Origin of the sequence: Stenotrophomonas sp. S49 (assembly GCF_016624905.1) — a bacterium.
Taxonomy (GTDB): Bacteria; Pseudomonadota; Gammaproteobacteria; order Xanthomonadales; family Xanthomonadaceae; genus Stenotrophomonas.
Map to the genome: position 1 here is coordinate 24,942 of NZ_JACVUD010000026.1, position 23,295 is coordinate 48,236.

Consider the following 23,295-nt stretch of genomic DNA (forward strand, 5'->3'; position numbering starts at 1 on the left):
CCGTCTTTCATTGCAAGGAATCTTTCATGGCATTTCTCCCGCAACTCCGTATTCCCGCCACCTACATGCGCGGTGGCACCAGCAAGGGCGTGTTCTTCCGCCTGCAGGACCTGCCCGAAGCGGCGCAGGTGCCGGGCCCCGCCCGTGATGCGCTGCTGATGCGGGTGATCGGTTCGCCCGATCCCTATGGCAAGCACACCGATGGCATGGGCGGGGCAACGTCGAGCACCAGCAAGTGCGTGATCATTTCCGCCGCCTCGGTGCCGGATCACGACGTGGATTACCTGTATGGCCAGGTCTCCATCGATACCGCCTTCGTCGACTGGAGCGGCAACTGCGGCAACCTGAGCACGGCGGTGGGGCCGTTCGCCATTGCCAATGGCCTGGTCGACCCGGCCCGTGTGCCGCGCGACGGCCTGTGCACGGTGCGCATCTGGCAGGCCAACATCGGCAAGACCATCATCGCCCACGTGCCGATGTGCAACGGCGAAGTACAGGAAACCGGTGACTTCGAGCTGGACGCCGTGACCTTCCCGGCCGCCGAGATCCAGCTGGAGTTCATCGACCCGTCCGATGACGGCGATGCCGGCGCGATGTTCCCCACCGGCAACCTGGTGGACACCCTGGACGTGCCGGGCGTGGGCAGCTTCGAGGTGACGATGATCACCGCTGGCATCCCGACCATCTTCCTCAACGCCGCCGACCTGGGCTATACCGGCACCGAACTGCAGCCGGCCATCAACGAAGACAAGGCGGCCCTGCAGAAGTTCGAGACCATTCGTGCCCACGGTGCAGTGCGCATGGGCCTGATCGCGAAGCTGGAAGACGCGGCGACCCGCCAGCACACGCCGAAGGTGGCCTTCGTGGCACCGGCACAGGACTACGTGTCGTCCAGCGGCAAAGCCATCCCGGCCTCGGCCATCGATCTGCATGCGCGCGCGCTGTCGATGGGCAAGCTGCACCACGCGATGATGGGTACGGCGGCAGTGGCCATCGGTACGGCCGCGGCGATTCCGGGCACCCTGGTCAACCGCGCGGCCGGTGGCGGCCAGCGTGAGGCGGTCACCTTCGGCCACCCCTCCGGCACGCTGCGGGTCGGCGCCCGGGCCGGGCAGGCGGGCGGCCAGTGGACGGTGACCAAGGCGATCATGAGCCGCAGCGCCCGGGTGCTGATGGAAGGCAAGGTACGGGTGCCGGCCGAATAAGGCCCCGGTAGCTGCATGAAGCCCCGGTAGCTGCCCACCTTGGTGGGCAGGCGCGCGCCAGCGCGTGCGTGAGGCCCAGCGCCAACCAAGGAGGGCGACTACCGGCCACCCGCCGTCAACACCTTGACGCGGCGGCCCTATAATGGCCGCCTCGATCAAGGAGTGACGACATGAGCGGTCCGGCACGGCGGAAGCGGTGGGGTTGGGCGGCGGCTGTTCTGGCAGGAGGCTTGTTGCTGGGCCTGGCCGGTTGCCGCAACGACAGTGGACAGATGCCCAAGGCCAGTGGTGAAGCGATCACCACCCAGGCCGAGCAGGTAAAGGACTTCACCCTGCTGCGCGCCTATCCGGACCAGAAGAATGACGGCCTGTCGCTGGCGCTGGAGTTCTCGCGCCCGCTGGTCGGCACCCAGGATTTCGACAAGCTGGTGCGCTTCGAAGAGAAGGTCGGCACCGAAGACAGCAGCTGGACCCTGTCCGATGACGGCCTGACCCTGCGCTACCCGTTCGTGGAGGCCGGCAAGGAATACAGCCTGGTCGTGTCCCCGGACCTGCTGGCCGCCGACGGCAATCGCCTGGGCAAGGAGCTGAAGCAGAAGGTGTTCAGTGGTGAACTGAAGCCGGTGGCCGGGTTTGCCTCGCAGGGCAGTGTGCTGCCGGCCAAGGAAAGCCGCGGCCTGCCGGTGGTGTCGGTGAACGTACCGGAAGTGGACGTCGAGTTCCTGCGCGTGCGCGAGAAGGACCTGCCGACCTTCTTCAGCCAGTACCAGCGCGGCGGCCGTCGCGGCAGCTGGGAACTGAGCAGCGATTACGAGCGCAGCCCGATCAACAAGCTGGCCGAACCGGTCTACGTGAACCGCTTCATCCTGGGCGGCAAGCAGAACGAGCGCGTTCTGACGTATCTGCCAACCCAGGACATCAAGGAACTGCAGGAACCGGGCCTGTACTTCGCCCTGCTCAAGCGCACCGGTGATTACGAAGGCGAATTCGACACCGCGTTCTTCTCGGTGAGCGATATCGGCCTGCATACCCGCGCGTACAAGGACAAGCTGTTCGTCCACACCGCCTCGTTGAAGGATGGCGCCGCGCTGAAGAGCGTGGACCTGCGCGTGCTGGACGCCAAGGGCGAGGTGGTGCTGAAGGGCAGCACCGACGGCAACGGCAACGCCCTGCTGAACTACACCCTGGATGCGGCCCATGTGCTGGTGGCCAGCAGTGGCAAGGACACCAGCTTCCTGCCGTTCAACCAGCCCGCGCTGGACCTGAGCGAGTTCGCCGTGGCCGGCCGTGACAACGCCTGGTTCGATGTTTACGCCTGGTCCGGGCGCGATCTGTACCGCCCGGGCGAAACCGTGCGCCTGTCGGCGCTGCTGCGCGACAACGACGGCAAGCCGGTGAAGCCGCAGCCGGTGTTCCTGCGCCTGAAGCAGCCCGACGGCAAGACCTTCCGCGAAACCCGCCTGCAGCCGGGCGAGCAGGGCTACATCAACTTCGAGCAGGTCATTCCCGCCGAGGCGCCGACTGGACGCTGGCAGGTCGAGTTCCGTACCGACCCGGCCAGCAAGGAAGCGATCCAGGGCATGACCCTGCGCATCGAGGAATTCCTGCCCGAGCGCATGAAGCTGGACCTGGACAGCGCGCAGAAGACGCTGAAGCCGGGCGAGGAACTGCGCCTGCAGGCCAACGGCGCCTATCTGTATGGTGCGCCGGCCGATGGCAACCGCTTCACCGCGCGCATGGCCGTAGCGGCTGAGCAGAAGCCGGTGGAGGGCCTGCCGGGTTACTTCTTCGGCGACCCGACCCTGCAGCTGCCGCGTGATGCCAAGGACGTGATCGATACCACGCTGCCGGCCAACGGCCAGCTGCGCCAGGACGTTGCACTGCCCGAAGAGGCGGCCAAGGCCAAGGCGCCGATTGCCGTGGTGCTGTCGGGCAGCCTGTACGAGACCGGTGGCCGCACGGTCACCCGCACCCTGAAGCGGGTGATGTGGCCGGCCGACGCGCTGGTCGGCGTGCGCCCGCTGTTCAACCCCGATGATGGCGCCGATTCCAATGGCAATGCGCGCTTCGAGCTGCTGCGCGTGGATGCGGCGGGCACGCCGAAGCCGGCCAAGGGCCTGAAGGTGACCCTGGTGCGCGAGTTGCGCGACTACCACTGGACCTTCAACGACAACCGTTGGGACTACGATTTCACCCGCCGCTTCGAGAACAAGGAAACACGCACGGTCGATGCCGGCGGCAGCGCGGTGGCCTTCGATTTCCCGGTGGAATGGGGCGAGTACCGGGTGGACGTGTTCGATCCGTCCACCGGCCTGACCAGTCGCTATCCGTTCCGTGCCGGCTGGAGCTGGGGCGATGACAACCGCGGCCTGGACGCCCGCCCGGACAAGGTCAAGCTGGGCCTGGACAAGACCGGCTACAAGGCCGGCGATACCCTGCAGGTGACGGTCACCCCGCCGCACGCCGGCAAGGGCCTGCTGATGGTCGAATCCGATCGCATGCTGTACGTGCAGGAGATCGACGCCAAGCCGGGCGCCACCTTCAAGATTCCGGTCACGGCCGACTGGGAGCGCCACGACGTCTACATCACCGCGCTGGTGTTCCGTGGCGGTACCGCGCCCAGCAAGATCACCCCGGCGCGTGCGGTGGGCGTGGTACACGTGCCGATGGACCGCAAGGGTCGCACCGTGGCCGTGGGTCTGGTCGCGCCCAAGCAGATGCGCCCGGAACAGGACCTGCCGGTGACGGTCAGCGCACCGCAGCTGGCCGGCAAGACCGCGCATGTCACGGTCTCGGCCGTCGATGTGGGCATCCTCAACATCACCCGCTTCCCGGTGCCCGATGCCGGCGCGCATTTCTTCGCCCAACGCCGCCTGGGCATCGATGCCTACGACATCTACAGCCGGGTGATCGAAAGCTTCGATGGCGGCAGTGGCAAGCTGAAGTTCGGCGGCGACATGGGGCTGCAGGCGCTGCCGCAGGCCAAGCGGCCGACCGCGCGCGTGCAGACCGTGGACCTGTTCTCCGGCCCGGTGCAGCTGGATGCCAAGGGCATCGCCCGCATCCGCCTGAAGGTGCCCGACTTCAACGGCACCCTGCGCGTGTCGGCGGTGGTCTACAGCGACGACCAGTACGGCAAGCGCGACGTGGAAACCGTGGTGCGCGCACCGATCCTGGCCGAAGCCAGCATGCCGCGCGTGCTCGCCCCGGGCGACCGCAGTACGGTCACCCTGGATGTGCAGAACTTCACCGGCAAGCCGGGTGCGTTCAACGTGCGGGTGGAAACCGAAGGTCCGCTGTCGCTGGCCGAAGGCACGCGCAACGTGCAGTTGAATGCCGATGCCAAGAGCACGCTCAGCTTCCCGCTGTCGGCGCGCGAAGGGCACAGCGTGGCCAAGGTGCGGGTGCGGGTGGACGGCAACGGCTTCAAGGCCGACCGCCGCTACGAACTGCCGGTGCGTGCGGCGTGGCCGCAGGTAGTGCGTTCGCAGGTGCGCACGCTCGATCCGCTGGCCGCGGTCAGCCTGGATGGCAGCCTGACCGAGGGCCTGATGGCCGAATCGGTGAACGCGCGCCTGCTGGTCAGCCCGCTGCCGCCCATTCCGTTCGCCAGTGCGCTGCAGGGCGCATTGAACTACCCGTATGGCTGTGCCGAGCAGACCACCAGCAAGGGCTACGCGGCGTTGATCCTGGACCAGGCCACCTCGTCGATGCTGGGTGCCGATGGCCTGGATGCCAAGACCCGTCGCGAGCGCATGGAAGGCGCGTTCGGCCGACTGGCATCGATGCAGGTGGCCAACGGCAACTTCTCCATGTGGGGTGACGATGGCTACGTGAACCCGTGGCTGACCCCGTACGTCACCGAGTTCCTGCTCGATGCCAAGGACGCCGGCTTTGCCGTGCCGGACAACGTGCTGCAGAAGGCGCTGAACCGGCTGAGCGAGGACCTGCTGTCCGGCGGCAACCAGTTCTATGGGCAGGACGAACGCGAAAAGCTGAAGTTCGCCAACCAGGCCTATTCGGGCTACGTGCTGGCGCGGGTCAACCGTGCCCCGCTGGGCACCCTGCGCACGCTGTACGACAACGAGCGCAGCAAGGCGGTCGGTGGCCTGTCGCTGGTCCACCTGGGCGTGGCGCTGTCGCTGCAGGGCGATGCCAAGCGTGGCCAGGCTGCACTGGCGGCGGCGTTCGCCAAGTCCAGCAGCGAACGGCCGTCGTACTTCGGCGACTACGGCAGTGCCATCCGTGACGACGCGCTGATGATCGCGCTGACCCATGAAAACAAGCTGGCCAAGCCGGCCTGGGATGCCCGCGCCGTCGATCTGGGCCGTGGCCTGGACGCACGCCGCAATGCCGGCTGGATGTGGCTGAGCACCCAGGAACAGGTCGCCATCGCGCGCCTGGGCAAGGCGTTGTCGGCCAACCAGAAGGCGCTGGTCGCCGGTGAGCTGGTGATCGGTGGCAACACCGAAGCGATCGGCGAGCGCAAGCTGTTCGGCCGCAACTTCAGCGCTGGCGAACTGGCCAGCGGCGTGCGCTTCAGCCCGCAGGGGCAGCCGCCGATGTTCGCCAGCATCGACGTGGCCGGCATTCCGCGCACGGCACCGGCACCGGACAACAGCGTGCTGGGCGTGGAGCGCAGCTACTACGGCACCGATGGCAAGCCGTGGACGCCGCGCCCGCTGAAGGAAGGCGAGGCACTGATCGTGCGCGTCACCGTCACCGCCGATACCACCATGCCCGATGCACTGCTGACCGACCTGTTGCCGGCCGGCCTGGAGATCGAGAACTTCAACCTGGGCGATGCCAAGCAGTGGGCCGACGTGGTGGTCGATGGCATCACCATCAGCGACCGTGGCGAGGCAGCCGACACCAAGCACGAAGAGTTCCGCGACGACCGCTACGTGGCGGCGCTGAAGCTGTCCCGCGGCAGCAAAGCGAACGTCTTCTATCTGGTGCGCGCGGTCACCCCGGGCACCTACACGGTGCCGCCGCCGCTGGTGGAAGACATGTACCGCCCGCAGCTGCGTGGCGTTGGTCGCAGCAACCCGACCACGATCACGGTGGTGCAGCCGTGATTGCGCGGACGGGCCGCGATGGCGCGGCCCGTCCTGCTGACCGCAGACCATGAAGCGATCGATCAGAACGCGGCTGGCGGCCCTGCGCCCCCAGCTGCAACCGCTATGGCCCTGGCTGCGCTGGGGTACCGCTGCCGCACTGGCGTTGCTGCTGGTGCTGGATTGGGCATTCCCACCGCCGCTGCCGAAACAGCGCGACACCAGCACGCTGGTGGTGGCCGCCGATGGCAGTCCGCTGCGGGCCTTCGCCGATGCCGAAGGCGTGTGGCGCTACCCGGCCACGGTGGACAGCGTGTCGCCGCTGTACCTGCAGGCCCTGTTGACCTACGAGGACCGCTGGTTCTGGAAGCACCCTGGCATCAATCCGCTGGCGATCCTGCGTGCCGGAGGCCAGCTGCTGCGCGGCGGCCACATCGTGTCCGGTGGCTCCACCCTGACCATGCAGGTGGCGCGCATCCTCGACCCGCACTCGCGTACGCCGTGGGGCAAGCTGAAACAGATGCTGCGCGCGGTGCAGCTGGAAGTGCACCTGTCCAAGGCGCAGATCCTGGCCTTGTACCTGGAACGGGCGCCCTACGGCGGCACCATCGAAGGGGTGGAGGCGGCCAGCTGGGCGTACCTGGGCAAGTCGGCGGCGCAGCTTTCGCATGCCGAGGCGGCCCTGTTGGCGGTGCTGCCGCAGGCACCGAGCCGGCTGCGCCCGGACCGGCACCCGGAAGCGGCGCAGAAAGCACGTGACAAGGTGCTGGCACGCATGGCCCAGCAGCGCGTGTGGTCGGCCGACGAGGTGTCTGATGCACGCATCGAAAACGTGGTGGCGCGCTCGCTGCGGCCGCCGATGCATGCGGCCCTGCTGGCGCAGCGGCTGCACGCCACCTATCCCGGCCAGGCGCGCATTGAAAGTGGCATCGACATCGGCCTGCAGCGCACCCTGGAAGAACGCGTGGCCAGCTACTTTTCCGGCCTGCCAGAGCGCACCTCGGCCGCGCTGCTGGTGGTGGACAACCAGACCCTGCAGGCACGCGCGTACGTGGGCACGCTGTCCTTCGGTGATCGGCAGCGGCTGGGCCACGTGGACATGGTGCAGGCCTGGCGCTCACCCGGTTCCACCCTCAAGCCCTTCCTGTACGGCATGGCGCTGGACGACGGGCTGATCCATTCGGAAAGCCTGCTGGTGGATGCGCCGCAGAGCTTCGGCAGTTACCGTCCCGGAAATTTCGACATGGCCTTCAATGGCCCGGTAGGTGCGGCCACCGCGCTGCGCCTGTCGTTGAACGTGCCTTCGGTGGACCTGCTGCAGCGGGTGGGGGCCGCGCGCTTCGCCGCCCGCCTGTCCCACGCTGGTATCCAGTTGCGCTTCCCGCCGGGCGCGCAACCCAATCTGTCGTTGATTCTCGGCGGCACCGGCGCGCGCCTGGAAGACCTGGTGGGCGCGTTCGCTGCATTGAATCGCAATGGCATTGCCGGTCGCGTGCGCTATACCGCCGACGAGCCGATGGTGGAGCGCCGACTGGTCTCGCCGGGCGCGGCGTGGATCGTGCGCGAGATGCTCGAATCCAATCCACGGCCAGGCTATGGCGTGGGCACCTTCGATGTCGGCGGGCGCCCACGCGTGGCGTGGAAGACCGGCACCAGCTACGGCTTCCGCGATGCGTGGGCGATCAGCAGCACCCGCCACTACACCGTGGGCGTGTGGGTGGGGCGGCCCGACGGCACGCCGCTGCCCGGCCAGTACGGTGCGGTGACCGCCTTGCCGCTGATGTTCGAAGTGGTGGACAGCCTGCCGCGCCAGCGCGGTGATTCGGCGGCTGCGCCGATGCCGGCCAGTGTCAGCGAAGCGGACGTGTGCTGGCCCACCGGTGAGCGCGCCGAGGGGCTGCCGGCGGCGCTGTGCCAGCGGCGCATGCCGGCCTTCCTGCTGGACGGTGCGGCGCCGCTGACCTTCCCCGAACGCGACGCGCGGCGCTGGCAACCGGGGCGGCAGCGCTACGTGGCCGACGCGCGCAGCGGGTTGCGCCTGTCCGCCGATTGCAGCGCGCCGCATGTGGAAGTGCCGGGCGAGATTGCGCGCTGGCCGGCGTTGCTGTCACCGTGGCTGGCCAAGGCCACGCGCGAGGCCTCGCAGTTGCCCGCGCTCTCTCCGGATTGTCGCGACGATGGCCGCGAGGCCAGCGTGGCGCTGCACATCGATGGGTTGAACGACGGCGCCGCACTGGCGCGTGCGCCCAATGCCGAACATGGCGTGCGCCTGCAGCTGCGTGCACTGGGCAGCGAACAGCGCGTGGACTGGCTGCTGGATGGCCGCTGGATCGCGCAGACGCAGGGCGCACAGCTGATGCAGCGCGAATTTGCCGAGCCCGGCGCGCATACCTTGACCGCGCTGGCGTCCGACGGCGCCTGGACCCAGGTGCGGTTCCACGTGCTGCGGTAGCGCCGGGCCATGCCCGGCGGCACCGTCCTGATCACATCGCATACGCCGGGCATGGCCCGGCGCTACCGGTGGGGCTATTTCCCGATCCAGCCATCCAGCAGATCGGCGAACTCATCGGCGTGTTCTTCTTCCTGCGCCAGGATCTCTTCCAGGATGCGCTTGGTGGTGGTGTCGCGATCGCCGACGAAATTGATCATCTCGCGGTAACTGTCGATCGCAATGCGCTCGGCCACCAGGTTTTCCCGCACCATGTCGCGCAGGTCGCTGCCTTCCTTGTATTCGGCATGCGAGCGCGCCGAGAACGTGTCCGGGTTGAGGTCGGGTTCACCGCCCAGCTGCACGATGCGCTCGGCCAGCTTGCCGGCATGGGCCTGTTCCTGCTGGGCGTGCTCCAGGAATTCGGCCTTCACCGCATCGGCCAGCATGCCCTTGGCCATGAAGTAGTGGCGGTAGTAGCGCAGCACGCACACATATTCGGTGGCCAGCGCATCGTTGAGCAGCTTGATGACCGCCTTGCGGTCGGCGCTGTAGCTGTCGGTGATGGCACCGTCTTCGATGTTGCGGCGGGCCCGCTCGCGCAGCGCCTTGCGGTCGCTGATGGCGGTGACGGTGGCACTGGGCTTGCTGGTCTTGGCTGGCTTGGTGGACATGGCTGGCCGTTTCCTCTGGTTTGGGGCTAGGTGGGCAGGTGCTCCAGCACGTACTGCGCCGAAGACACTTCAAATTGACCGGGTTCCTCGATCCACAGCGCCTGCACCACGCCGTCGTCGGCGTACAGGGCGAAGCGGCGCGCACGGATGCCCATGCCCGAGGCACTGGCATCCAGCTCCAGGCCCAGGGCGCGGGTCAGTCCGGCATTGCCGTCGGACAGCATCAGCAGGCCGTCGGGCACACGCTGGTCGGCCGCCCAGGCCTTCATCACGAACGGATCGTTGACCGCCATGCAGTAGACCTCGATGCCGCGCTGGCGGAACGCATCGAACGCCTCCACGTAGCCGGGCAGGTGGCGCGCCGAACAGGTGGGGGTGAAGGCACCCGGCACGGCGAACATCACGACCTTGCGGCCGTCGAACAGGGCGTGGGTATCGAGGGTCTCGACGCCTTCGCGGATGCGCTTGAGGGTGACTTCCGGAATGCGGTCGCCGACGTGGATGGTCATGGGAACTCCTTGCGGGGGCAGGCTAGAAGGGTGGGTGGGATGAACGCGTCAAGACATTGGAAACCCGGCGTGCACGCCCCATCTTGGAACGTTGCGGCGGGGGCCGCCAGCCTCAGCCTGCCGCACCGGCAGGGCGGCTGCATTGCGCAGGATCAGTCGGCCTCACCAGGGCCGCACGGTGCGCGGCGTAGCATCGCCGGCGCGTAGAATGAACCCGGGGCGGCGCCACCGGCGCGGCCGAAGCAGATCGAGGTAGCTGGATGGAATTCAAGGATTACTACGCCACCCTGGGGGTGGAGCCGAGCGCGGGCGATGCGGAAATCAAGACCGCCTATCGCCGCCTGGCACGCAAGTACCACCCGGACGTCAGCAAGGAGGCCGGGGCGGAAGACAAGTTCAAGGCGGTGAACGAGGCCTACGAGGCGCTGCGCGACCCCGAGAAGCGCGCGGCCTATGACCAGCTGCGCGCGCAGGGCTACCGGCCCGGCGAGGAATTCAACGTGCCGCCCAACTACGGCGGCGGCGGTTTCAACTTCGAGGAAGTGTTCGGCGGCGGCGGTGGTGCCGGCGGTGGCTTCAGCGATTTCTTCGAAAGCCTGTTCGCGCGCCAGCGCGGCGGCCAGGGGCCGGGGGCCGGCCCGGGCTTCAGCAGCCAGGGCCACGCGCCCAACCGCGATACCCGGGCCAAGCTGTCGGTACCGCTGGAAGCGGCCTACAAGGGCGACAGCCTGCGCATCACGGTCAATGGCCGGCAACTGGATGTGCGCGTGCCCAAGGGTATCCGGCCGGGGCAGGTGATCCGCCTGGCCGGGCAGGGCAACCACGGCGGCAACCTGTTGCTGGAAGTGGAATATGCCGCGCACCCGCAGTTCGAGGTGGACGGGCGCAACATCCTCTACACCCTGCAGGTGACGCCCTGGCAGGCGGCGCTGGGGACCAGCATCAGCGTGCCGACCCTGGGCGGTAGCGTGGAGCTGAAGATCCCGGCCGATTCCGATGCCGGCCGCAAGCTGCGCCTGCGCGGTCGCGGGTTGCCGGGCAACCCCGACGGCGACCAGATCGTGGAGCTGGAGATCGTGGCCCCGGCCGCGACCGACGATGCGCAGAAGAAGGCGTACCGCAACCTGGCCAAGGCCTTCGGCGAAACGATCTGAGATCGCCCTGGCGCCATGAAATGTAGAGTCGAGCCATGCTCGACTGCTGCAACCAAGAGCAGTCGAGCATGGCTCGACTCTACAGAAACGGGTTCAGCCCTGGCCGGCGAAAACGCGCTCCAGCACTTCGGACAGTTCGTCTTCCGAGAACGGCTTGGTGATGTAGGCCTTGGCGCCCTGGCGCATGCCCCACATGCGGTCGGTGTCCTGGTCCTTGGTGGTGACCAGGATCACCGGAATATGCCGGGTGGCCTCGTCGCGGGCCAGCGTGCGGGTGGCCTGGAAGCCATTGAGGTTGGGCATCACCACGTCCATCAGCACCAGGTCAGGCAGCTCGGCCTTGGCGGTTTCCACGCCGGCCGCGCCATCGGTGGCGGTCAGGATCTGGTGCCCGAGCTTTTCGACGATGCGCTGTATCCCCAACAGCTGCGACGGTGAATCGTCGACGATCAGAATGCGTGCCATGTTGTTCCCCATGTGTTGCCCGCAGTGTAGTGCGGGCAACGTGATGGCGGGAGGGCCGCGCCCTGCCGTCCGTCGCCTGCCTGCAACGCTCAGTCGATCCGCACCACCGTGCGCCCCAGCGAGCCGCCGGCCAGCATGCGTTCGAACACGCCGGGCAGTTCGTCCAGGCCCACTTCAGCGGTGCAGATGCGGTCCAGGTGCTGCGGCTTCCACGCGCCGCCCAGCTTGGCCCATACCGCTTCGCGCAGATCGCGCGGGGCGCTGGCCGAGGACACCCCCAGCAGCGACACGCCGCGCAGGATGTACGGCATGACCGTCATCTCCAACGCCGGGCTGGCGGCCAGGCCGGCGCTGACCACGCTGCCGTAGGGCACAGTCTGCGCCAGCAGGCTGGCCAGCATCGGGCCGCCGGCATTGTCCAGGCCGCCGCCGAAGCGGGCCGACTGCAGCGGGGCCGTATCAGCCAATGCGTCACGCGGCAGCACCTCGGCCGCACCAATGTCGCGCAGGAACCCCGCCTGTTCGGGCTTGCCGCTGATGGCATGCACGCTGTACCCGGCACGGCTGAAGATATCCACGGCCAGCGCGCCCACACCGCCACTGGCGCCGGTGACTGCCAGCGGACCGTGCCCGGGGGTCTGCCGGTTGTCCTGCAGGCGCAGCAGCGCCAGCGCGGCGGTGAAGCCGGCGGTGCCCAGCACCATGGCCTCGCGCGGGGTCAGGCCGCTGGGCTGGGCGATCACCGCGCTCGATTCCAGGCGCACGTACTGGCTGTAGCCGCCGTCGCGGGTCTCGCTCAGGCCGCAGCCGGTGGCCAGCACCGCATCGCCCTCGCGCCAGGCCGCGTCGCTGGAAGCCACCACGGTGCCGGCCACGTCGATGCCCCCCACCAGCGGGAAGCGCCGCAGGATCCGGCCCTTGCCGGTACCGGCAAGGGCGTCCTTGTAGTTCACCGAGGACCAGTGGGCGCGGATCAGCACCTGGCCGGGGTTGAGGTCGTCCACGCCCAGCCGGGTCAGGCCGCTGCGGTAGCCGGCGCTGTCGTTTTCGATGCGGAAGGCGGTGAACGGGGTGGTGGGGGCCATCGGCGCTGCCTGACTTCGAGGAAAACACAACCTTACCGCGTCACCACCCTTTCAATCCTGCCGGTCCGCCCCATCTTGTATGATCGGAGATGGTTCACGGCTGGCGTTGCGGGAAGGGCCCGCGTCGCAGCCCATATCTTGATGGAGCGTGCATGGCCTGGAATACACCCGGCGGCAACAAGGGCGGACAAGGCCCCGAGGACAATCGACGTGGGCCGTTCCGGTCGCGCGGCGGTGGCAATGGCGGTGGCTGGGGCGGTCTGCCCGGGCCGCTGAAGGATCTGTTCGACGGGGGCATCCTGCGTTGGGTGGCGGCGGCGGTGGTGCTGCTGGTGCTGTTCTCCAGCTTCCAGCTGATCGGCGAACAGCAGCGCGGCGTGGTGCTGCGCTTCGGCCAGTTCTCGCGCATCCTGACCCCTGGCCCGAACTTCAAGCTGCCGTGGCCGATCGAGTCGGTCACCAAGGTCAACGCCACCGAGATCAAGACCTTCTCGATCCAGGTACCGGTACTGACCCGCGACGAGAACATCGTCAATGTCTCGTTGAACGTGCAGTACCGCATCGACGACCCGCAGCAGTACCTGTTCGGCACGGTCGATGCCAACCAGGTGCTGGAGCAGTCGGCGCAGAGCGCGGTGCGTGAGGAAGTCGGCCGTGCTGACCTCAATGCCGTGCTGAACAACCGTGGTCCGCTGGCCGTGGCCGCCGAAGAACGCCTGCAGGCGCTGCTGAAGGCGTTCAAGACCGGCCTGACCGTGACCGGCCTGACCCTGCAGGACGCCCGTCCGCCGGAAGAGGTCAAGCCGGCCTTCGACGAGGTCAACGGCGCCCAGCAGGTCAAGGAACGCCTGATCAACGAAGCGCAGGCCTACGCCGCCAAGGTGGTGCCCGAAGCGCGTGGCCAGGCCTCGCGTGCCCGTACCACCGCCGAAGGCTACAAGCAGGCCGTGGTGTCCAAGGCCGAGGGTGACGCCCAGCGCTTCAGCCTGCTGCAGGCCCAGTACAAGAACGCCCCGGAAGTCACCCGCAAGCGTCTGTGGCTGGAGACCGTGCAGCAGGTGCTGAGCGAGAACCGCAAGGTGATCGGTGGCGATGGCCGCCAGCTGATCTACGTGCCGATGACCGGCGATACCCGCCCCAGCGCCTCGGCGCCGGCCCCGGTGGTGAACCCGGAGGTGGTGATGCCGTCGCTGCCGGGCGCCACGGCGGTGGAAGCTTCCCGTGACCCGGGCCGGCCGGTCGGCCGCCCGACCGGGCGACCCAGTGGCCGTGAGGAGGGCAGCCGATGAGAAGTTCGATGTGGATTGCGGTCGCCGTAGCGGCCCTGCTGGGCCTGCTGGGCTCGGTCTATGTGGTGCGTGAAGACCAGACGGCGATGGTGCTGAACCTGGGCAAGGTGGTCCGTTCGGACATCAAGCCGGGCCTGCACTTCAAGCTGCCGGTGGTGGAAACGGTGCGCGTGTTCGATCGCCGCTTCCAGGTGCTGGACACCGCGCCGGCACGTTACTTCACCGCCGAACAGAAGGATGTCAGCGTCGACTTCTTCGCCATCGGCTACATCTCCAACGTGGGCGACTACTTCCGTGCCACCGGTGGCGACCCGCGCGTGGCCAATGCCCGCCTGGCGCCGATCATCACCGATTCGCTGCGCAACCAGATCAACTCGCGCACCCTGCAGCAGCTGGTCTCCGGCGACCGCAGCGAACTGATCGCCGAACAGCTCAAGGGCATCAACGAAGCGGTGGCCGGGCTGGGCATGCAGATGATCGACCTGCGCATCAAGCAGGTGGACCTGCCGACCGACAGCCAGGTGATCAATGACGTGTACGAGCGCATGCGCGCACAGCGCAAGCAGGAAGCGGCCAAGCTGCGCGCCGAGGGCGAAGAGCAGTCGCTGACCATCCGCGCCCAGGCTGACCGCGACAGCACCGTGCTGATCGCCGAGGCCGAGCGTGATGCCCAGCGCCTGCGCGGTGAAGGCGATGCCGATGCCGCACGCATCTACGGCCAGGCCGGCGCTGCCGACCCGTCGTTCTATGCGTTCTACCGCAGCCTGGAGGCCTACCGTGGCTCCATGACCGACGGTAACGGCGTGATCGTGCTGGACAAGAACGACCCGTTCCTGCAGTACCTGAAGAACGACCGCTGAGTTTCACGCATCACCCACGGGGCCCGGCCAACTGCCGGGCCCCGCGCTTTTTCCGGAGTACCCCCATGAAAGACCTGTTCGCCGCCCTCTGCCTGGTGGCCGTGCTGGAAGGGCTGCTGCTGTTCGCCGCGCCGCTGGCCTGGAAGCGCATGGCCGAGCGCCTGCTGGACCTACCCAGCCCGGCCCTGCGCAGCTTCGGCGGGCTGGTGCTGCTGGCCGGCCTGAGCCTGCTGTGGTGGGCCCGGCACTAGTGGCGGCGGGCCGGGGTCAGAGCCCTTTCCTGCGGAAAGGGATCCGACCCCTTCCGGGCGACCCTACCCAGGCGCCTGACCGGCCGGTGAAGCCGTCCGTCGGAAGGGTGGCAGCGGACCCCGGAAACCCGGATAATGCACAAAAGCCGGACGGGCCTCCCCGTTCGGCTTTTTCCGTGTCTGGGCCATCCATCGCCGGCCGCTCCCCGTTTGGAGCCGCCACCCACGCGCTGGCCAGCCTCGCCACGGGTCAACCGTCCGCGGCCCCGATGGCCGCAACAAAATCGAGGAGCCCGTCATGGGTCAGTCTGTCGTAGTGTTGGGGGCCCAGTGGGGCGATGAAGGCAAGGGCAAGATCGTCGATCTGCTCACTGAGGAAATCGGCGCCGTCGTGCGCTTCCAGGGCGGCCACAATGCCGGCCACACGCTGGTCATCAACGGCAAGAAGACCGTCCTGCACCTGATCCCGTCGGGCATCCTGCGTGACGATGCGCTGTGCCTGATCGGCAACGGCGTGGTGATCTCGCCGGCCGCACTGCAGAAGGAAATTGCCGAGCTGGAAACCTCCGGCGTGGAAGTGCGTTCGCGCCTGAAGATCTCCCCGGCCGCGCCGCTGATCATGCCGTACCACATCGCCCTGGACCAGGCGCGCGAGCGCGCTGCCGGTGGCAAGGCGATCGGCACCACCGGTCGCGGCATCGGCCCGGCCTACGAAGACAAGGTGGCGCGTCGCGGCATCCGCATCGCCGACCTGCACTACCCCAAGCAGCTGGAAGAACTGCTGCGCACCGCGCTCGATTACCACAACTTCGTGCTGACCAAGTATCTGAACACCGATGCGGTCGACTTCCAGAAGACCTACGACGAAGCGCTGGCCTTCGGCGAATACGTGCAGCCGATGAAGTCCGACGTGGCTGGCATCCTGCACGACCTGCGCAAGCAGGGTAAGCGCGTGCTGTTCGAAGGCGCGCAGGGCGCCCTGCTGGACATCGACCACGGCACCTACCCGTACGTCACCAGCTCCAACACCACCGTCGGTGGCGCGCTGGCCGGTACCGGCGTGGGCGCCGATTCGATCGACTACGTGCTGGGCATCGCCAAGGCCTACGCCACCCGCGTCGGCGGCGGCCCGTTCCCGACCGAGCTGGACGATGAAATCGGCCAGGGCATCCGTGACCGCGGCGCCGAATACGGTGCCTCCACCGGTCGCCCGCGTCGCTGCGGCTGGATGGACATCGTCGCGCTGAAGCGCGCCGTGGCCATCAACGGCATCAGCGGCCTGTGCATCACCAAGCTGGACGTGCTGGACGGCATGGAAAAGCTGAAGGTCTGCATTGCCTACGAATACAACGGCAAGCGTACCGAGTACGCGCCGCTGGACGCGCAGGGCTGGGAAGACTGCACCCCGGTGTACCTGGAGTTCCCGGGCTGGAGCGAGAACACCCACGGCATCACCAACTGGGATGACCTGCCGCCGGCCGCACGCGCCTACCTGCGCTCGCTGGAAGAGCTGGCCGGTTGCCCGATCAGCATTGTCTCCACCGGCCCGGACCGCGACCACACCATGGTCCTGCAGGATCCGTTCGCCTGAGCGATTGACCGGTAGCGCCGGGCCAGGCCCGGCGTCGCTGCAAGGAGAAGCCCCGCGCAAGCGGGGCTTTTTCGTTACTGTGTGGGCCATGCCTGCAGGGACGTAGCGCAATGACGAGGACAACGGTGAAGGGCGAAACGGTCGCGCGGGTCACCCTGTGGGTGTTGTGGAGCCTGTGGGGGCTGGCCTGCGTTGTGCTGCTGCTGGGCGCGGTTGCCAACCACCTGGCGTCGCGCACGCAGCCGCTGCCGCTGCGCTTGCAGCCGGGCGCGTCCGCACAGGTGACGGTCTACCGCTTCATTGATGATCGCCTGCGGCTGCGCCTGCGCTATCTGCCCGAGGCAGCGGATCCGGCGCTGGACCCCACGGTGCGGTTCAGCGTGGAAACCCCCACACAGCAGGCGCAGTTCCGCACCAGCGTACGTGCCGGCCCTCCGACCACGGACGTCGTGCGTCGGCTGGAAACCATCGCGGGCGGGGGACTGTTTGACGCGTACTTCGGTTACGGCCGCGGCGATGCGCTGCCGCGCGGCCGTTCCTGGTTGCGGGTGACCGTGCTGGATGTCGAGCCGGCGCTGGCTGGACGTGCGGCTTCGGTGGAGTTGTTGCCGCCAATGGACGTGCTGAAGCTGACCGATCTGGATTACGTCTGGTTGTGGCCATTCTTCTTCTGGCAGCCGCTGGCCTTGGGCCTGCTGATCGTCGGCGCCGGGCTGGCGATCGCCAGCATCGTCCTGCGCCGCTGGCGCCGCCGCATTCCCACCCGGTAGCGCCAGGCCATGCCTGGCGAGGGCACTTGCCAAATACCCAATATGGGCACAATAATGCCCAATATGGGTACATCTGCCGCCACTGCCTCTTCATCCGGCCCCATTGGGTTGGCCGACGCGCTGTTCACCCAGACCCAGCAGCGGGTGCTGGCCTTGCTGTTTGGGCAGGACCGCAGCGATTTCAGCATCTCCGAACTGATCAGCGGCAGCGGCGCCGGCTCGGGCGCCGTGCAGCGCGAAGTGGCCAAGCTGGTCGCCAGCGGCCTGGTGAACCAGCGCAAGGTCGGCAACCAGAAGCGCTACCGGGCCAACGCGCAGTCGCCCATCCACGCCGAACTGGTGTCACTGGTGCACAAGACCGTGGGCCTGGCCGGTCCGCTGCGCGACGCATTGCAGCCGCTGCAGAGCCAGATCACCTGCGCATTCGTGTACGGATCAGTGGCCAAGCGCAGCGACACCGCGCACAGCGACATCGATCTGCTGCTGGTGTCCAACACCTTGGGCTATGCTGACCTGATGGCCGCGCTGGACCCGCTGGAGGAACGCCTGGGGCGGCCGGTGAACCCGACGCTGTACACGCACGAAGAACTGAGCGAGCGCCTGCGCAAAGGCAATGCCTTCCTGCAGCGGGTGCTGGAACAACCCAAGCTGTGGGTGATTGGAGGAAAGGATGACCTCGCCTTTGCAGAACCTGGTCGGGCCGGGTAAGCCGCTTTCGCTGGAACCGCCGGATGCGCGCGAGATCGAGGGACTGCAGCGTTCCGGCCTGGCGCGCCTGCGCGATGCACGCAATGGCACGCTTTCGCTGGAAAGCCGCTTCGACCTGGCCTACAACGCGGCCCACGCGCTGAGCCTGGCGGCACTGCGCGGGCAGGGCTACCGGCCCAGCAACCGCTACATCGTGTTCCAGTCACTGAAGCACACCTTGGGCGTGGGCCCGGAGGTCTGGCGCGTGCTGGACAAGTGCCACCAGCAGCGCAACCTGGCCGAGTACGAGGGCGAGCTGGATGTCAGCGGTCGCCTGGTCGAAGACCTGATTGCCGCGTGCGAGGCGGTGCGGGTTGCTTCTGGGCTCTAGAACAGCGGCCTTTAGAACAATGGGTACGGGTTGATCGATTCACCCTTCCACCACTGCTTCTCCGGCCCCAGCACATGCACCTCGAAATGCAGGTGCGGGGCATCGGCGCTGGCATTGCCGGTACTGCCCACATAACCGATCACATCGCCGCGCTTGATCGCCTGCTTTTCCGCCAGGCCGTCGGCGTAGCGCTGCAGGTGCGCGTAGTAGTAGCACCATTGCCCGCTGGGTTCGAACTGGTAGACGGTCAGGCCACCGCGCTCGCTGTCGAACAGCTTCTCCACCGTACCGTCGGCCACCGCCAGAATCGGCGTGCCGGCCGGCGCCATGATGTCGATGGCATCGTGCACGCGGCCTTCGCTGCGCGCATCGGTGAAGGTGTCGCGTAACTGCGCGCGCTGTACGCCCTGCACCGGTAGCAGCAGGCCGATCGGTTGCGCAGCGGCGGCGGCAGCGGTTGGCGCCACGGTGGGCGCGGGCGTCGGCGCAGTGGCCGGCACAGGCGCAGCCAACGCCGCTGGCGCGGTCTGCGCCGTGGCCTGCGTTGGCGCTGGTACGAAAGCACGCGCAGGCTCGGCCTCACGCCGCAGCCACCAGCCCAGCCCCAGGCCGAACACCACCCCCAGCACGATCAGCTGCGACAGCCGCATGGCATCACTCCTGCATCACCACGGGCACCGATTCGTCCACCGCATCGGCCACGCGCAGCGCATCCCAGTTGGTCATGCGCACGCAGCCATGCGATTCGGTCTTGCCCACGTGTCCGGGTTCGGGGGTACCGTGCAGGCCGTAGTGCGGCTTGGACAGATCGATCCAGACCCGGCCAACCGGGTTGTTCGGCCCCGGCGGCAGCGTCGCCTTCTTGTCGCCCTTGCGCGCATCCCAGAACAGCTTCGGGTTGTAGTGGAACGGCGGGTCGCGGAACACGCCGAGGATCTTCCATTCGCCGATCGGCAGCGGATCGTGCTCGCTGCCGGAGGACACCGGCACCTGCGCGATCACCTTGCCCTGCGCATCCAGCAGCTGCAGGGTGGAATCGGATTTGTCGATCAGCACCTTGGCCGCCTTCGCCAGCGGCGCCGGGGCGATGTTGGGTACCTGGATGCGACTGCCGGCCTTGCCCAGATCCACGCCAGGGTTCAGCGCTTTCAGCAGCTCGGGCGAGGCGTGGAAGCGCTCGCCCAGCGCTTCTTCCACGCTGGCATAGCCCAGGGCCTTCAGCTTGGCCTGCGCAGCAGGTGTCTTCGGTACCGGCTGGAACGGACCGGCCACGTCCTCGGCGGTCAGCGTGTAGCTGGCCAGGGGCGCGGTGGCATCGGCCTGCAGCGCCTTCCAGGTGGCATCGTCCAGTTCACCGGTCACCGTCAGCCCCTGTGCGGCCTGGAAGCCCGACACCGCGCGGCGCTGGTTGCTGCCCACTTCGCCATCGATCTGGCCGGGCGAAAAATTGGCGCGGTCCAGCAGTACCTGCGCGTGCAGCGGCGATCGCAGTGCGGTGTCCGGGCCGGCCTGCTCGGCAATGGGGGCGGGCAGGCCTGCGGGCGGCGCCTGCGCGAACACCGGGCTGGCCAACAGCGAAAGCGCAAGGACGGCTACGCGGGGTGAAAGCATGGAAAACTCCTGCGGGGTACGCATCCACCATGCCTGTGCCCCGCGGCCAGCCTGCGTGAACGCGCCGCCTTGGGTCTGTGAAGCGGGACGGTCAGGGCGTGTCTGCCTTCTCGACCGCAGGCCGCGCAATGCGTTGCAGCTGCAGTACGCCGAACACCACTTCGGCCGCGGTGAACAGCAGCACGATGCTGCTGGCCCCGTGTACCACGGCGTACACCTGCCAGACAGCAAACAAGCCGCGGGCCACGGCATCCAGGCGCCCCATCAGCACGCTGGGCGCCCACCAGCGCGCCAGTGACCACACCACCACGACCGATCCCAGCAGGTTGGCCAGCAGCATGTGCAGCGGGTCCAGCGCCGGCACCGTACCGGGCAGCGACCACGCGGCGGCCAGCGCGGCCATGGCGGCGTGCACGGCGGTGAAGCCCCAGGGCAGGGCGAAGGGCAGGGTGACCAGCAGGTCGTAGGCGGCGCTGGCACGGACGATACGCAGATAGGAGGGGAGCTGCATGGAGCACTCGTTCGCTGAAAGAGCGCCCACTGTCAGGCCTGAAGTAAACTTCAAGGTCAAGCTTTGTTGGAGCATCCATGCGCATCGGCGAACTGGCCCAGGCCTGCGGGCTGTCCCGCGAAGCACTGCGCTTCTACGAGAAGCAGGGCCTGATCGGCGCCCGCCGGCTGGGCAACGGCTACCGCGACTACCCGCCGGAAACGGCGATGCTGGTGCACTACATCCGCACCGCACAGCAACTGGGCTTCACCCTGGCAGAGATCGGCGAGCGCCTGCCCGCCCTGTGGCAGCAGGAGGACGCCGGCGCACTGCTGGCCATCGCCCTGCAGCAGAAGCTGGCCGACATCGATGCGCGCATCCACGCCCTGAGCGCGCTGCGCGATGACCTGGCCGGCCGGCTGGCCAGTGCCTGCCCGCTGCAGCCCAGCGCCGGCTGAGGTGAACGGCCGCACAACGTGAACAGCACCGGAAGCGTTCACACTGCGTGCGTCAAGGCGGCGTGAGGGCAGGCCGATAAGGTCGGACCCCTCCACCTCTTTGGATGCATCGATGAACTACTTGAGGAACGTCAGGGTTGCCTGGCGTCTTGGCCTTGGTTTTGGCCTGCTGTTGTTGCTGGTCGCGGCCGTGGTCGCCACCGGTGCCACCGCCACTGCCGTGCAGAAGCACGCCATGCAGCAGGTGGTGGACGTGAGCGTGGCCAAGGTGCGGCTGCTGTCGGAAATGCTGGATGCCAACAACCAGATGATGGTCGTGCGCCGCGAGATGCTGATCCGCCAGGGCGATGCCCGCGAGGCCGACGAGCAGCGCATTGCCGACCTGGTCAAGCGCTACGAAACCAGCTGGACCCGCTACCAGGCGCTGCCCGGTGATGCCGACGGCAAGGCGATTGGCGAGGCCATCGCGGCCAAGCGCGCCATCGCACGGCCCCTCAACAAGCAGACCAGCGAGCTGATGTCGCAGGGCGATTTCCCCGGCGCGGTGGCCCTGACCCTGGGCCCGGTGCAGGAAGCAGCCAATGGCTGGAACCAGGCCCTGGCCGATGGCGTGGCCTACGAGGAAAAGGAGAGCCGCGAAGCGGCCGCCGAAGCCATCCGCCTGGGCGAGCGCAGCCTGCTGCAGCTGCTGGTGCTGGGCGGCGTTGCGCTGCTGGTCGGCATTGCGGCCTCGGTGATGATCGGTCGCAGCATGACCGCGCCGCTGGCGCGTGCCGTGCAGTTGGCCCAGCGCCTGTCCAAGGGCGAACTGGACCAGGAATTCCGCCTGGGCGGCCGCGACGAACTGACCCAGCTGGGCGAGGCCATGGCCAGCGTGCGGCAGAGCGTGCAGGCCGCCATCGGCGCGCAGCTGCAGATGGCCGAGCAGCATGAGGCTGGCGCGATCCGTTACCGCATGGATGCCAGCGCCTTCCCCGGCGACTTCGGCCGCATGGTGCAGGCCACCAACACGCTGGTGGAATCGCACGTGCAGGTGGAACTGCTGATGGCCGAGGTCATGCAGCGCTACGCGATTGGCGATCTCAGCCGCGATCTGCCGCAGTACCCGGGCGAGAAGGGCGAATTCACCCGCACCCTGGCGGCGGTGAAGCAGAGCCTGATGGCCATCAGTGCGCAGATCGACGGCCTGGCCCGTGCAGCGGGCGCCGGCGATTTCAGCGTGCGTGGTGATGCCGCTGCGTTCCAGTTCCAGTACCAGGCCATGGTCGAGCATCTGAACGCGATGATGGCCAGCTCGCAGTCCAGCATTTCCGATGTCTCCGAGATGCTGCAGGCCATTGCCCAGGGCGACCTGACCGCGCGCATGGAGGGCCAGTACCAGGGCGTGTTCGCGCGCATGCGCGACGATGCCAACACCACCACCGCGCAGCTGACCGGCATCGTGCGCGGCATCCAGGATGCGGCCGGCAGCATCAACAACGCGGCGCAGGAACTGGCCGCCGGCAACAGTGACCTGTCGCGCCGTACCGAACAACAGGCGGCCAATCTGGAAGAAGCCGCGGCTTCGATGGAAGAGCTGACCTCGACCGTGCGCCAGAACGCCGAGCTGGCCCGCCAGGCCGACAGCGAAGCCCATGCGGCCGGTGCTGCGGTGCGTGCCACCGAACAGGCCATGGCGCAGATGGCGACGGTGATGGGTGAGATCGACCAGTCCTCGGCACGCATCTCGGAAATCTCCGCCACCATCGACGGCATCGCGTTCCAGACCAACATCCTGGCGTTGAATGCCGCCGTGGAAGCGGCGCGTGCCGGCGAGCAGGGGCGTGGCTTTGCCGTGGTGGCCAGTGAAGTGCGCACCCTGGCCCAGCGCGCCGGCGTGGCCGCCAAGGAGATCAAGGAACTGATCGACGATTCGGCGGCCAAGGTGCGCAGCGGCCTGGACGTGACGGTGGAATCGCAGGCCGCCATCGCGCGCCTGGCCCAGGCCAGCGCACGCACCAACCAGCTGATGAGCGATATTGCCGCGGCCAGCAAGGAACAGGCCGCCGGCATCGAGCAGGTCAACCAGGTGGTGGTGCAGATGGACCAGGTGACCCAGCAGAACGCCGCGCTGGTGGAAGAAGCCACCGCGGCCAGCCGCGCGCTGGAAGAACAGGCCGAAGCGCTGGCCACGTCGGTCGCGGTGTTCCAGCTGGAGCAGGGCACCGCTGCCCGCGCTGCGATGGCGCGCGCGGCCTGACCGGCCGCCCCCCGGGGGGGGGGGGGGGGGGGGGGGGGGCGGGGCGGGGGGGGGGGGGGGGGGGGGGGGGGGGGGGGGGGG

The 23,295-nt window shown here is 68.0% G+C and carries 20 protein-coding genes; 13 read left to right on the forward strand and 7 right to left on the reverse strand.

Annotation, left to right across the window (positions count from 1 at the left end):
• Positions 1-26 precede the first annotated feature (26 nt).
• The 3 genes from prpF to pbpC all read left to right on the forward strand — a co-directional run bounded on the left by prpF (position 27) and on the right by pbpC (position 8,714).
• Positions 27-1,205 (forward strand): 2-methylaconitate cis-trans isomerase PrpF, encoded by a 1,179-nt coding sequence (gene prpF / locus IAE58_RS07965; RefSeq protein WP_199933269.1) that lies wholly within the window; start codon positions 27-29, stop codon positions 1,203-1,205.
• A gap of 170 nt (positions 1,206-1,375) precedes the next feature.
• On the forward strand, positions 1,376-6,283 hold the full coding sequence (locus IAE58_RS07970) for an alpha-2-macroglobulin (RefSeq protein WP_199933270.1): 4,908 nt from the start codon (positions 1,376-1,378) through the stop codon (positions 6,281-6,283).
• A 49-nt stretch (positions 6,284-6,332) separates the two neighbouring features.
• Positions 6,333-8,714 carry a penicillin-binding protein 1C gene (gene pbpC / locus IAE58_RS07975; RefSeq protein ID WP_199933271.1) on the forward strand — a complete coding sequence of 794 codons (2,382 nt, stop codon included), beginning with the start codon at positions 6,333-6,335 and terminating at the stop codon, positions 8,712-8,714.
• 74 nt (positions 8,715-8,788) lie between these two features.
• Here pbpC and IAE58_RS07980 read toward each other — a convergent pair whose 3' ends face one another.
• Both IAE58_RS07980 and IAE58_RS07985 read right to left on the reverse strand, forming a co-directional pair.
• Positions 8,789-9,364 (reverse strand): ferritin-like domain-containing protein, encoded by a 576-nt coding sequence (locus tag IAE58_RS07980; RefSeq protein WP_108753837.1) that lies wholly within the window; start codon positions 9,362-9,364, stop codon positions 8,789-8,791.
• A gap of 26 nt (positions 9,365-9,390) precedes the next feature.
• Complete coding sequence (locus IAE58_RS07985; RefSeq protein ID WP_199933272.1) at positions 9,391-9,873, reverse strand: peroxiredoxin; 483 nt, start codon at positions 9,871-9,873, stop codon at positions 9,391-9,393.
• 260 nt (positions 9,874-10,133) lie between these two features.
• Here IAE58_RS07985 and IAE58_RS07990 point away from each other — a divergent pair, with 260 nt between their 5' ends.
• On the forward strand, positions 10,134-11,027 hold the full coding sequence (locus IAE58_RS07990; protein ID WP_108756896.1) for a DnaJ C-terminal domain-containing protein: 894 nt from the start codon (positions 10,134-10,136) through the stop codon (positions 11,025-11,027).
• Positions 11,028-11,120: 93 nt separating this feature from the next.
• On the opposite strand, the gene pilH is transcribed toward IAE58_RS07990, so the two are convergent.
• Positions 11,121-11,492, reverse strand: coding sequence for a twitching motility response regulator PilH (gene pilH / locus IAE58_RS07995; protein WP_005410644.1), 372 nt, complete (start codon positions 11,490-11,492; stop codon positions 11,121-11,123).
• An 89-nt stretch (positions 11,493-11,581) separates the two neighbouring features.
• On the reverse strand, positions 11,582-12,577 hold the full coding sequence (locus IAE58_RS08000) for a YhdH/YhfP family quinone oxidoreductase (RefSeq protein ID WP_199933273.1): 996 nt from the start codon (positions 12,575-12,577) through the stop codon (positions 11,582-11,584).
• A gap of 152 nt (positions 12,578-12,729) precedes the next feature.
• Here IAE58_RS08000 and hflK point away from each other — a divergent pair, with 152 nt between their 5' ends.
• The 7 genes from hflK to IAE58_RS08035 all read left to right on the forward strand — a co-directional run bounded on the left by hflK (position 12,730) and on the right by IAE58_RS08035 (position 18,416).
• Positions 12,730-13,866, forward strand: a complete 1,137-nt coding sequence (gene hflK / locus IAE58_RS08005) for an FtsH protease activity modulator HflK (protein ID WP_108753833.1) — start codon at positions 12,730-12,732, stop codon at positions 13,864-13,866.
• On the forward strand, positions 13,863-14,726 hold the full coding sequence (locus tag IAE58_RS08010; protein ID WP_108750747.1) for a protease modulator HflC: 864 nt from the start codon (positions 13,863-13,865) through the stop codon (positions 14,724-14,726). The genes hflK and IAE58_RS08010 overlap by 4 nt, the downstream gene beginning before the upstream one ends.
• A 65-nt stretch (positions 14,727-14,791) precedes the next feature.
• Positions 14,792-14,977 (forward strand): DUF2065 family protein, encoded by a 186-nt coding sequence (locus IAE58_RS08015; protein ID WP_108750746.1) that lies wholly within the window; start codon positions 14,792-14,794, stop codon positions 14,975-14,977.
• Positions 14,978-15,275: 298 nt separating this feature from the next.
• Entirely contained in the window at positions 15,276-16,568 is a 1,293-nt protein-coding gene (locus IAE58_RS08020; RefSeq protein WP_199933274.1) for an adenylosuccinate synthase, read from the forward strand.
• 125 nt (positions 16,569-16,693) lie between these two features.
• Positions 16,694-17,338 (forward strand): hypothetical protein, encoded by a 645-nt coding sequence (locus IAE58_RS08025; protein ID WP_199933281.1) that lies wholly within the window; start codon positions 16,694-16,696, stop codon positions 17,336-17,338.
• A gap of 63 nt (positions 17,339-17,401) precedes the next feature.
• On the forward strand, positions 17,402-18,046 hold the full coding sequence (locus IAE58_RS08030; RefSeq protein WP_233614834.1) for a transcriptional regulator: 645 nt from the start codon (positions 17,402-17,404) through the stop codon (positions 18,044-18,046).
• On the forward strand, positions 18,009-18,416 hold the full coding sequence (locus IAE58_RS08035) for a hypothetical protein (RefSeq protein WP_108753829.1): 408 nt from the start codon (positions 18,009-18,011) through the stop codon (positions 18,414-18,416). The genes IAE58_RS08030 and IAE58_RS08035 overlap by 38 nt, the downstream gene beginning before the upstream one ends.
• Before the next feature lie 11 nt (positions 18,417-18,427).
• On the opposite strand, the gene IAE58_RS08040 is transcribed toward IAE58_RS08035, so the two are convergent.
• The 3 genes from IAE58_RS08040 to IAE58_RS08050 all read right to left on the reverse strand — a co-directional run bounded on the left by IAE58_RS08040 (position 18,428) and on the right by IAE58_RS08050 (position 20,538).
• Positions 18,428-19,066, reverse strand: a complete 639-nt coding sequence (locus IAE58_RS08040) for a M23 family metallopeptidase (RefSeq protein ID WP_199933276.1) — start codon at positions 19,064-19,066, stop codon at positions 18,428-18,430.
• Between the two features lie 4 nt (positions 19,067-19,070).
• Complete coding sequence (locus IAE58_RS08045; RefSeq protein ID WP_199933277.1) at positions 19,071-20,027, reverse strand: L,D-transpeptidase; 957 nt, start codon at positions 20,025-20,027, stop codon at positions 19,071-19,073.
• Positions 20,028-20,118: 91 nt separating this feature from the next.
• Positions 20,119-20,538 (reverse strand): hypothetical protein, encoded by a 420-nt coding sequence (locus IAE58_RS08050; protein ID WP_199933278.1) that lies wholly within the window; start codon positions 20,536-20,538, stop codon positions 20,119-20,121.
• A 77-nt stretch (positions 20,539-20,615) separates the two neighbouring features.
• On the opposite strand from IAE58_RS08050, the gene IAE58_RS08055 reads away from it, so the two are divergent.
• Positions 20,616-20,975: a MerR family transcriptional regulator gene (locus IAE58_RS08055; RefSeq protein ID WP_199933279.1), complete on the forward strand. Its 360-nt coding sequence runs from the start codon at positions 20,616-20,618 to the stop codon at positions 20,973-20,975.
• A 112-nt stretch (positions 20,976-21,087) separates the two neighbouring features.
• Positions 21,088-23,214 carry a methyl-accepting chemotaxis protein gene (locus tag IAE58_RS08060; RefSeq protein WP_199933280.1) on the forward strand — a complete coding sequence of 709 codons (2,127 nt, stop codon included), beginning with the start codon at positions 21,088-21,090 and terminating at the stop codon, positions 23,212-23,214.
• Positions 23,215-23,295 lie beyond the last annotated feature (81 nt).

What these genes read in the sequence shown, in the direction of transcription:
- IAE58_RS07985 (WP_199933272.1), bottom strand. Translation starts at nt 9,873, where the DNA reads ATGACCATCCACGTCGGCGACCGCATTCCGGAAGTCACCCTCAAGCGC.
- IAE58_RS08010 (WP_108750747.1), top strand. Translation starts at nt 13,863, where the DNA reads ATGAGAAGTTCGATGTGGATTGCGGTCGCCGTAGCGGCCCTGCTGGGC.
- pbpC (WP_199933271.1), top strand. Translation starts at nt 6,333, where the DNA reads ATGAAGCGATCGATCAGAACGCGGCTGGCGGCCCTGCGCCCCCAGCTG.
- IAE58_RS08050 (WP_199933278.1), bottom strand. Translation starts at nt 20,538, where the DNA reads ATGCAGCTCCCCTCCTATCTGCGTATCGTCCGTGCCAGCGCCGCCTAC.
- IAE58_RS08060 (WP_199933280.1), top strand. Translation starts at nt 21,088, where the DNA reads ATGAACTACTTGAGGAACGTCAGGGTTGCCTGGCGTCTTGGCCTTGGT.
- IAE58_RS08045 (WP_199933277.1), bottom strand. Translation starts at nt 20,027, where the DNA reads ATGCTTTCACCCCGCGTAGCCGTCCTTGCGCTTTCGCTGTTGGCCAGC.
- prpF (WP_199933269.1), top strand. Translation starts at nt 27, where the DNA reads ATGGCATTTCTCCCGCAACTCCGTATTCCCGCCACCTACATGCGCGGT.
- IAE58_RS07990 (WP_108756896.1), top strand. Translation starts at nt 10,134, where the DNA reads ATGGAATTCAAGGATTACTACGCCACCCTGGGGGTGGAGCCGAGCGCG.
- IAE58_RS08035 (WP_108753829.1), top strand. Translation starts at nt 18,009, where the DNA reads ATGACCTCGCCTTTGCAGAACCTGGTCGGGCCGGGTAAGCCGCTTTCG.
- pilH (WP_005410644.1), bottom strand. Translation starts at nt 11,492, where the DNA reads ATGGCACGCATTCTGATCGTCGACGATTCACCGTCGCAGCTGTTGGGG.
- IAE58_RS08040 (WP_199933276.1), bottom strand. Translation starts at nt 19,066, where the DNA reads ATGCGGCTGTCGCAGCTGATCGTGCTGGGGGTGGTGTTCGGCCTGGGG.
- IAE58_RS08030 (WP_233614834.1), top strand. Translation starts at nt 17,402, where the DNA reads ATGGGTACATCTGCCGCCACTGCCTCTTCATCCGGCCCCATTGGGTTG.
- IAE58_RS08000 (WP_199933273.1), bottom strand. Translation starts at nt 12,577, where the DNA reads ATGGCCCCCACCACCCCGTTCACCGCCTTCCGCATCGAAAACGACAGC.
- IAE58_RS08015 (WP_108750746.1), top strand. Translation starts at nt 14,792, where the DNA reads ATGAAAGACCTGTTCGCCGCCCTCTGCCTGGTGGCCGTGCTGGAAGGG.
- IAE58_RS07980 (WP_108753837.1), bottom strand. Translation starts at nt 9,364, where the DNA reads ATGTCCACCAAGCCAGCCAAGACCAGCAAGCCCAGTGCCACCGTCACC.
- IAE58_RS07970 (WP_199933270.1), top strand. Translation starts at nt 1,376, where the DNA reads ATGAGCGGTCCGGCACGGCGGAAGCGGTGGGGTTGGGCGGCGGCTGTT.
- IAE58_RS08020 (WP_199933274.1), top strand. Translation starts at nt 15,276, where the DNA reads ATGGGTCAGTCTGTCGTAGTGTTGGGGGCCCAGTGGGGCGATGAAGGC.
- hflK (WP_108753833.1), top strand. Translation starts at nt 12,730, where the DNA reads ATGGCCTGGAATACACCCGGCGGCAACAAGGGCGGACAAGGCCCCGAG.
- IAE58_RS08055 (WP_199933279.1), top strand. Translation starts at nt 20,616, where the DNA reads ATGCGCATCGGCGAACTGGCCCAGGCCTGCGGGCTGTCCCGCGAAGCA.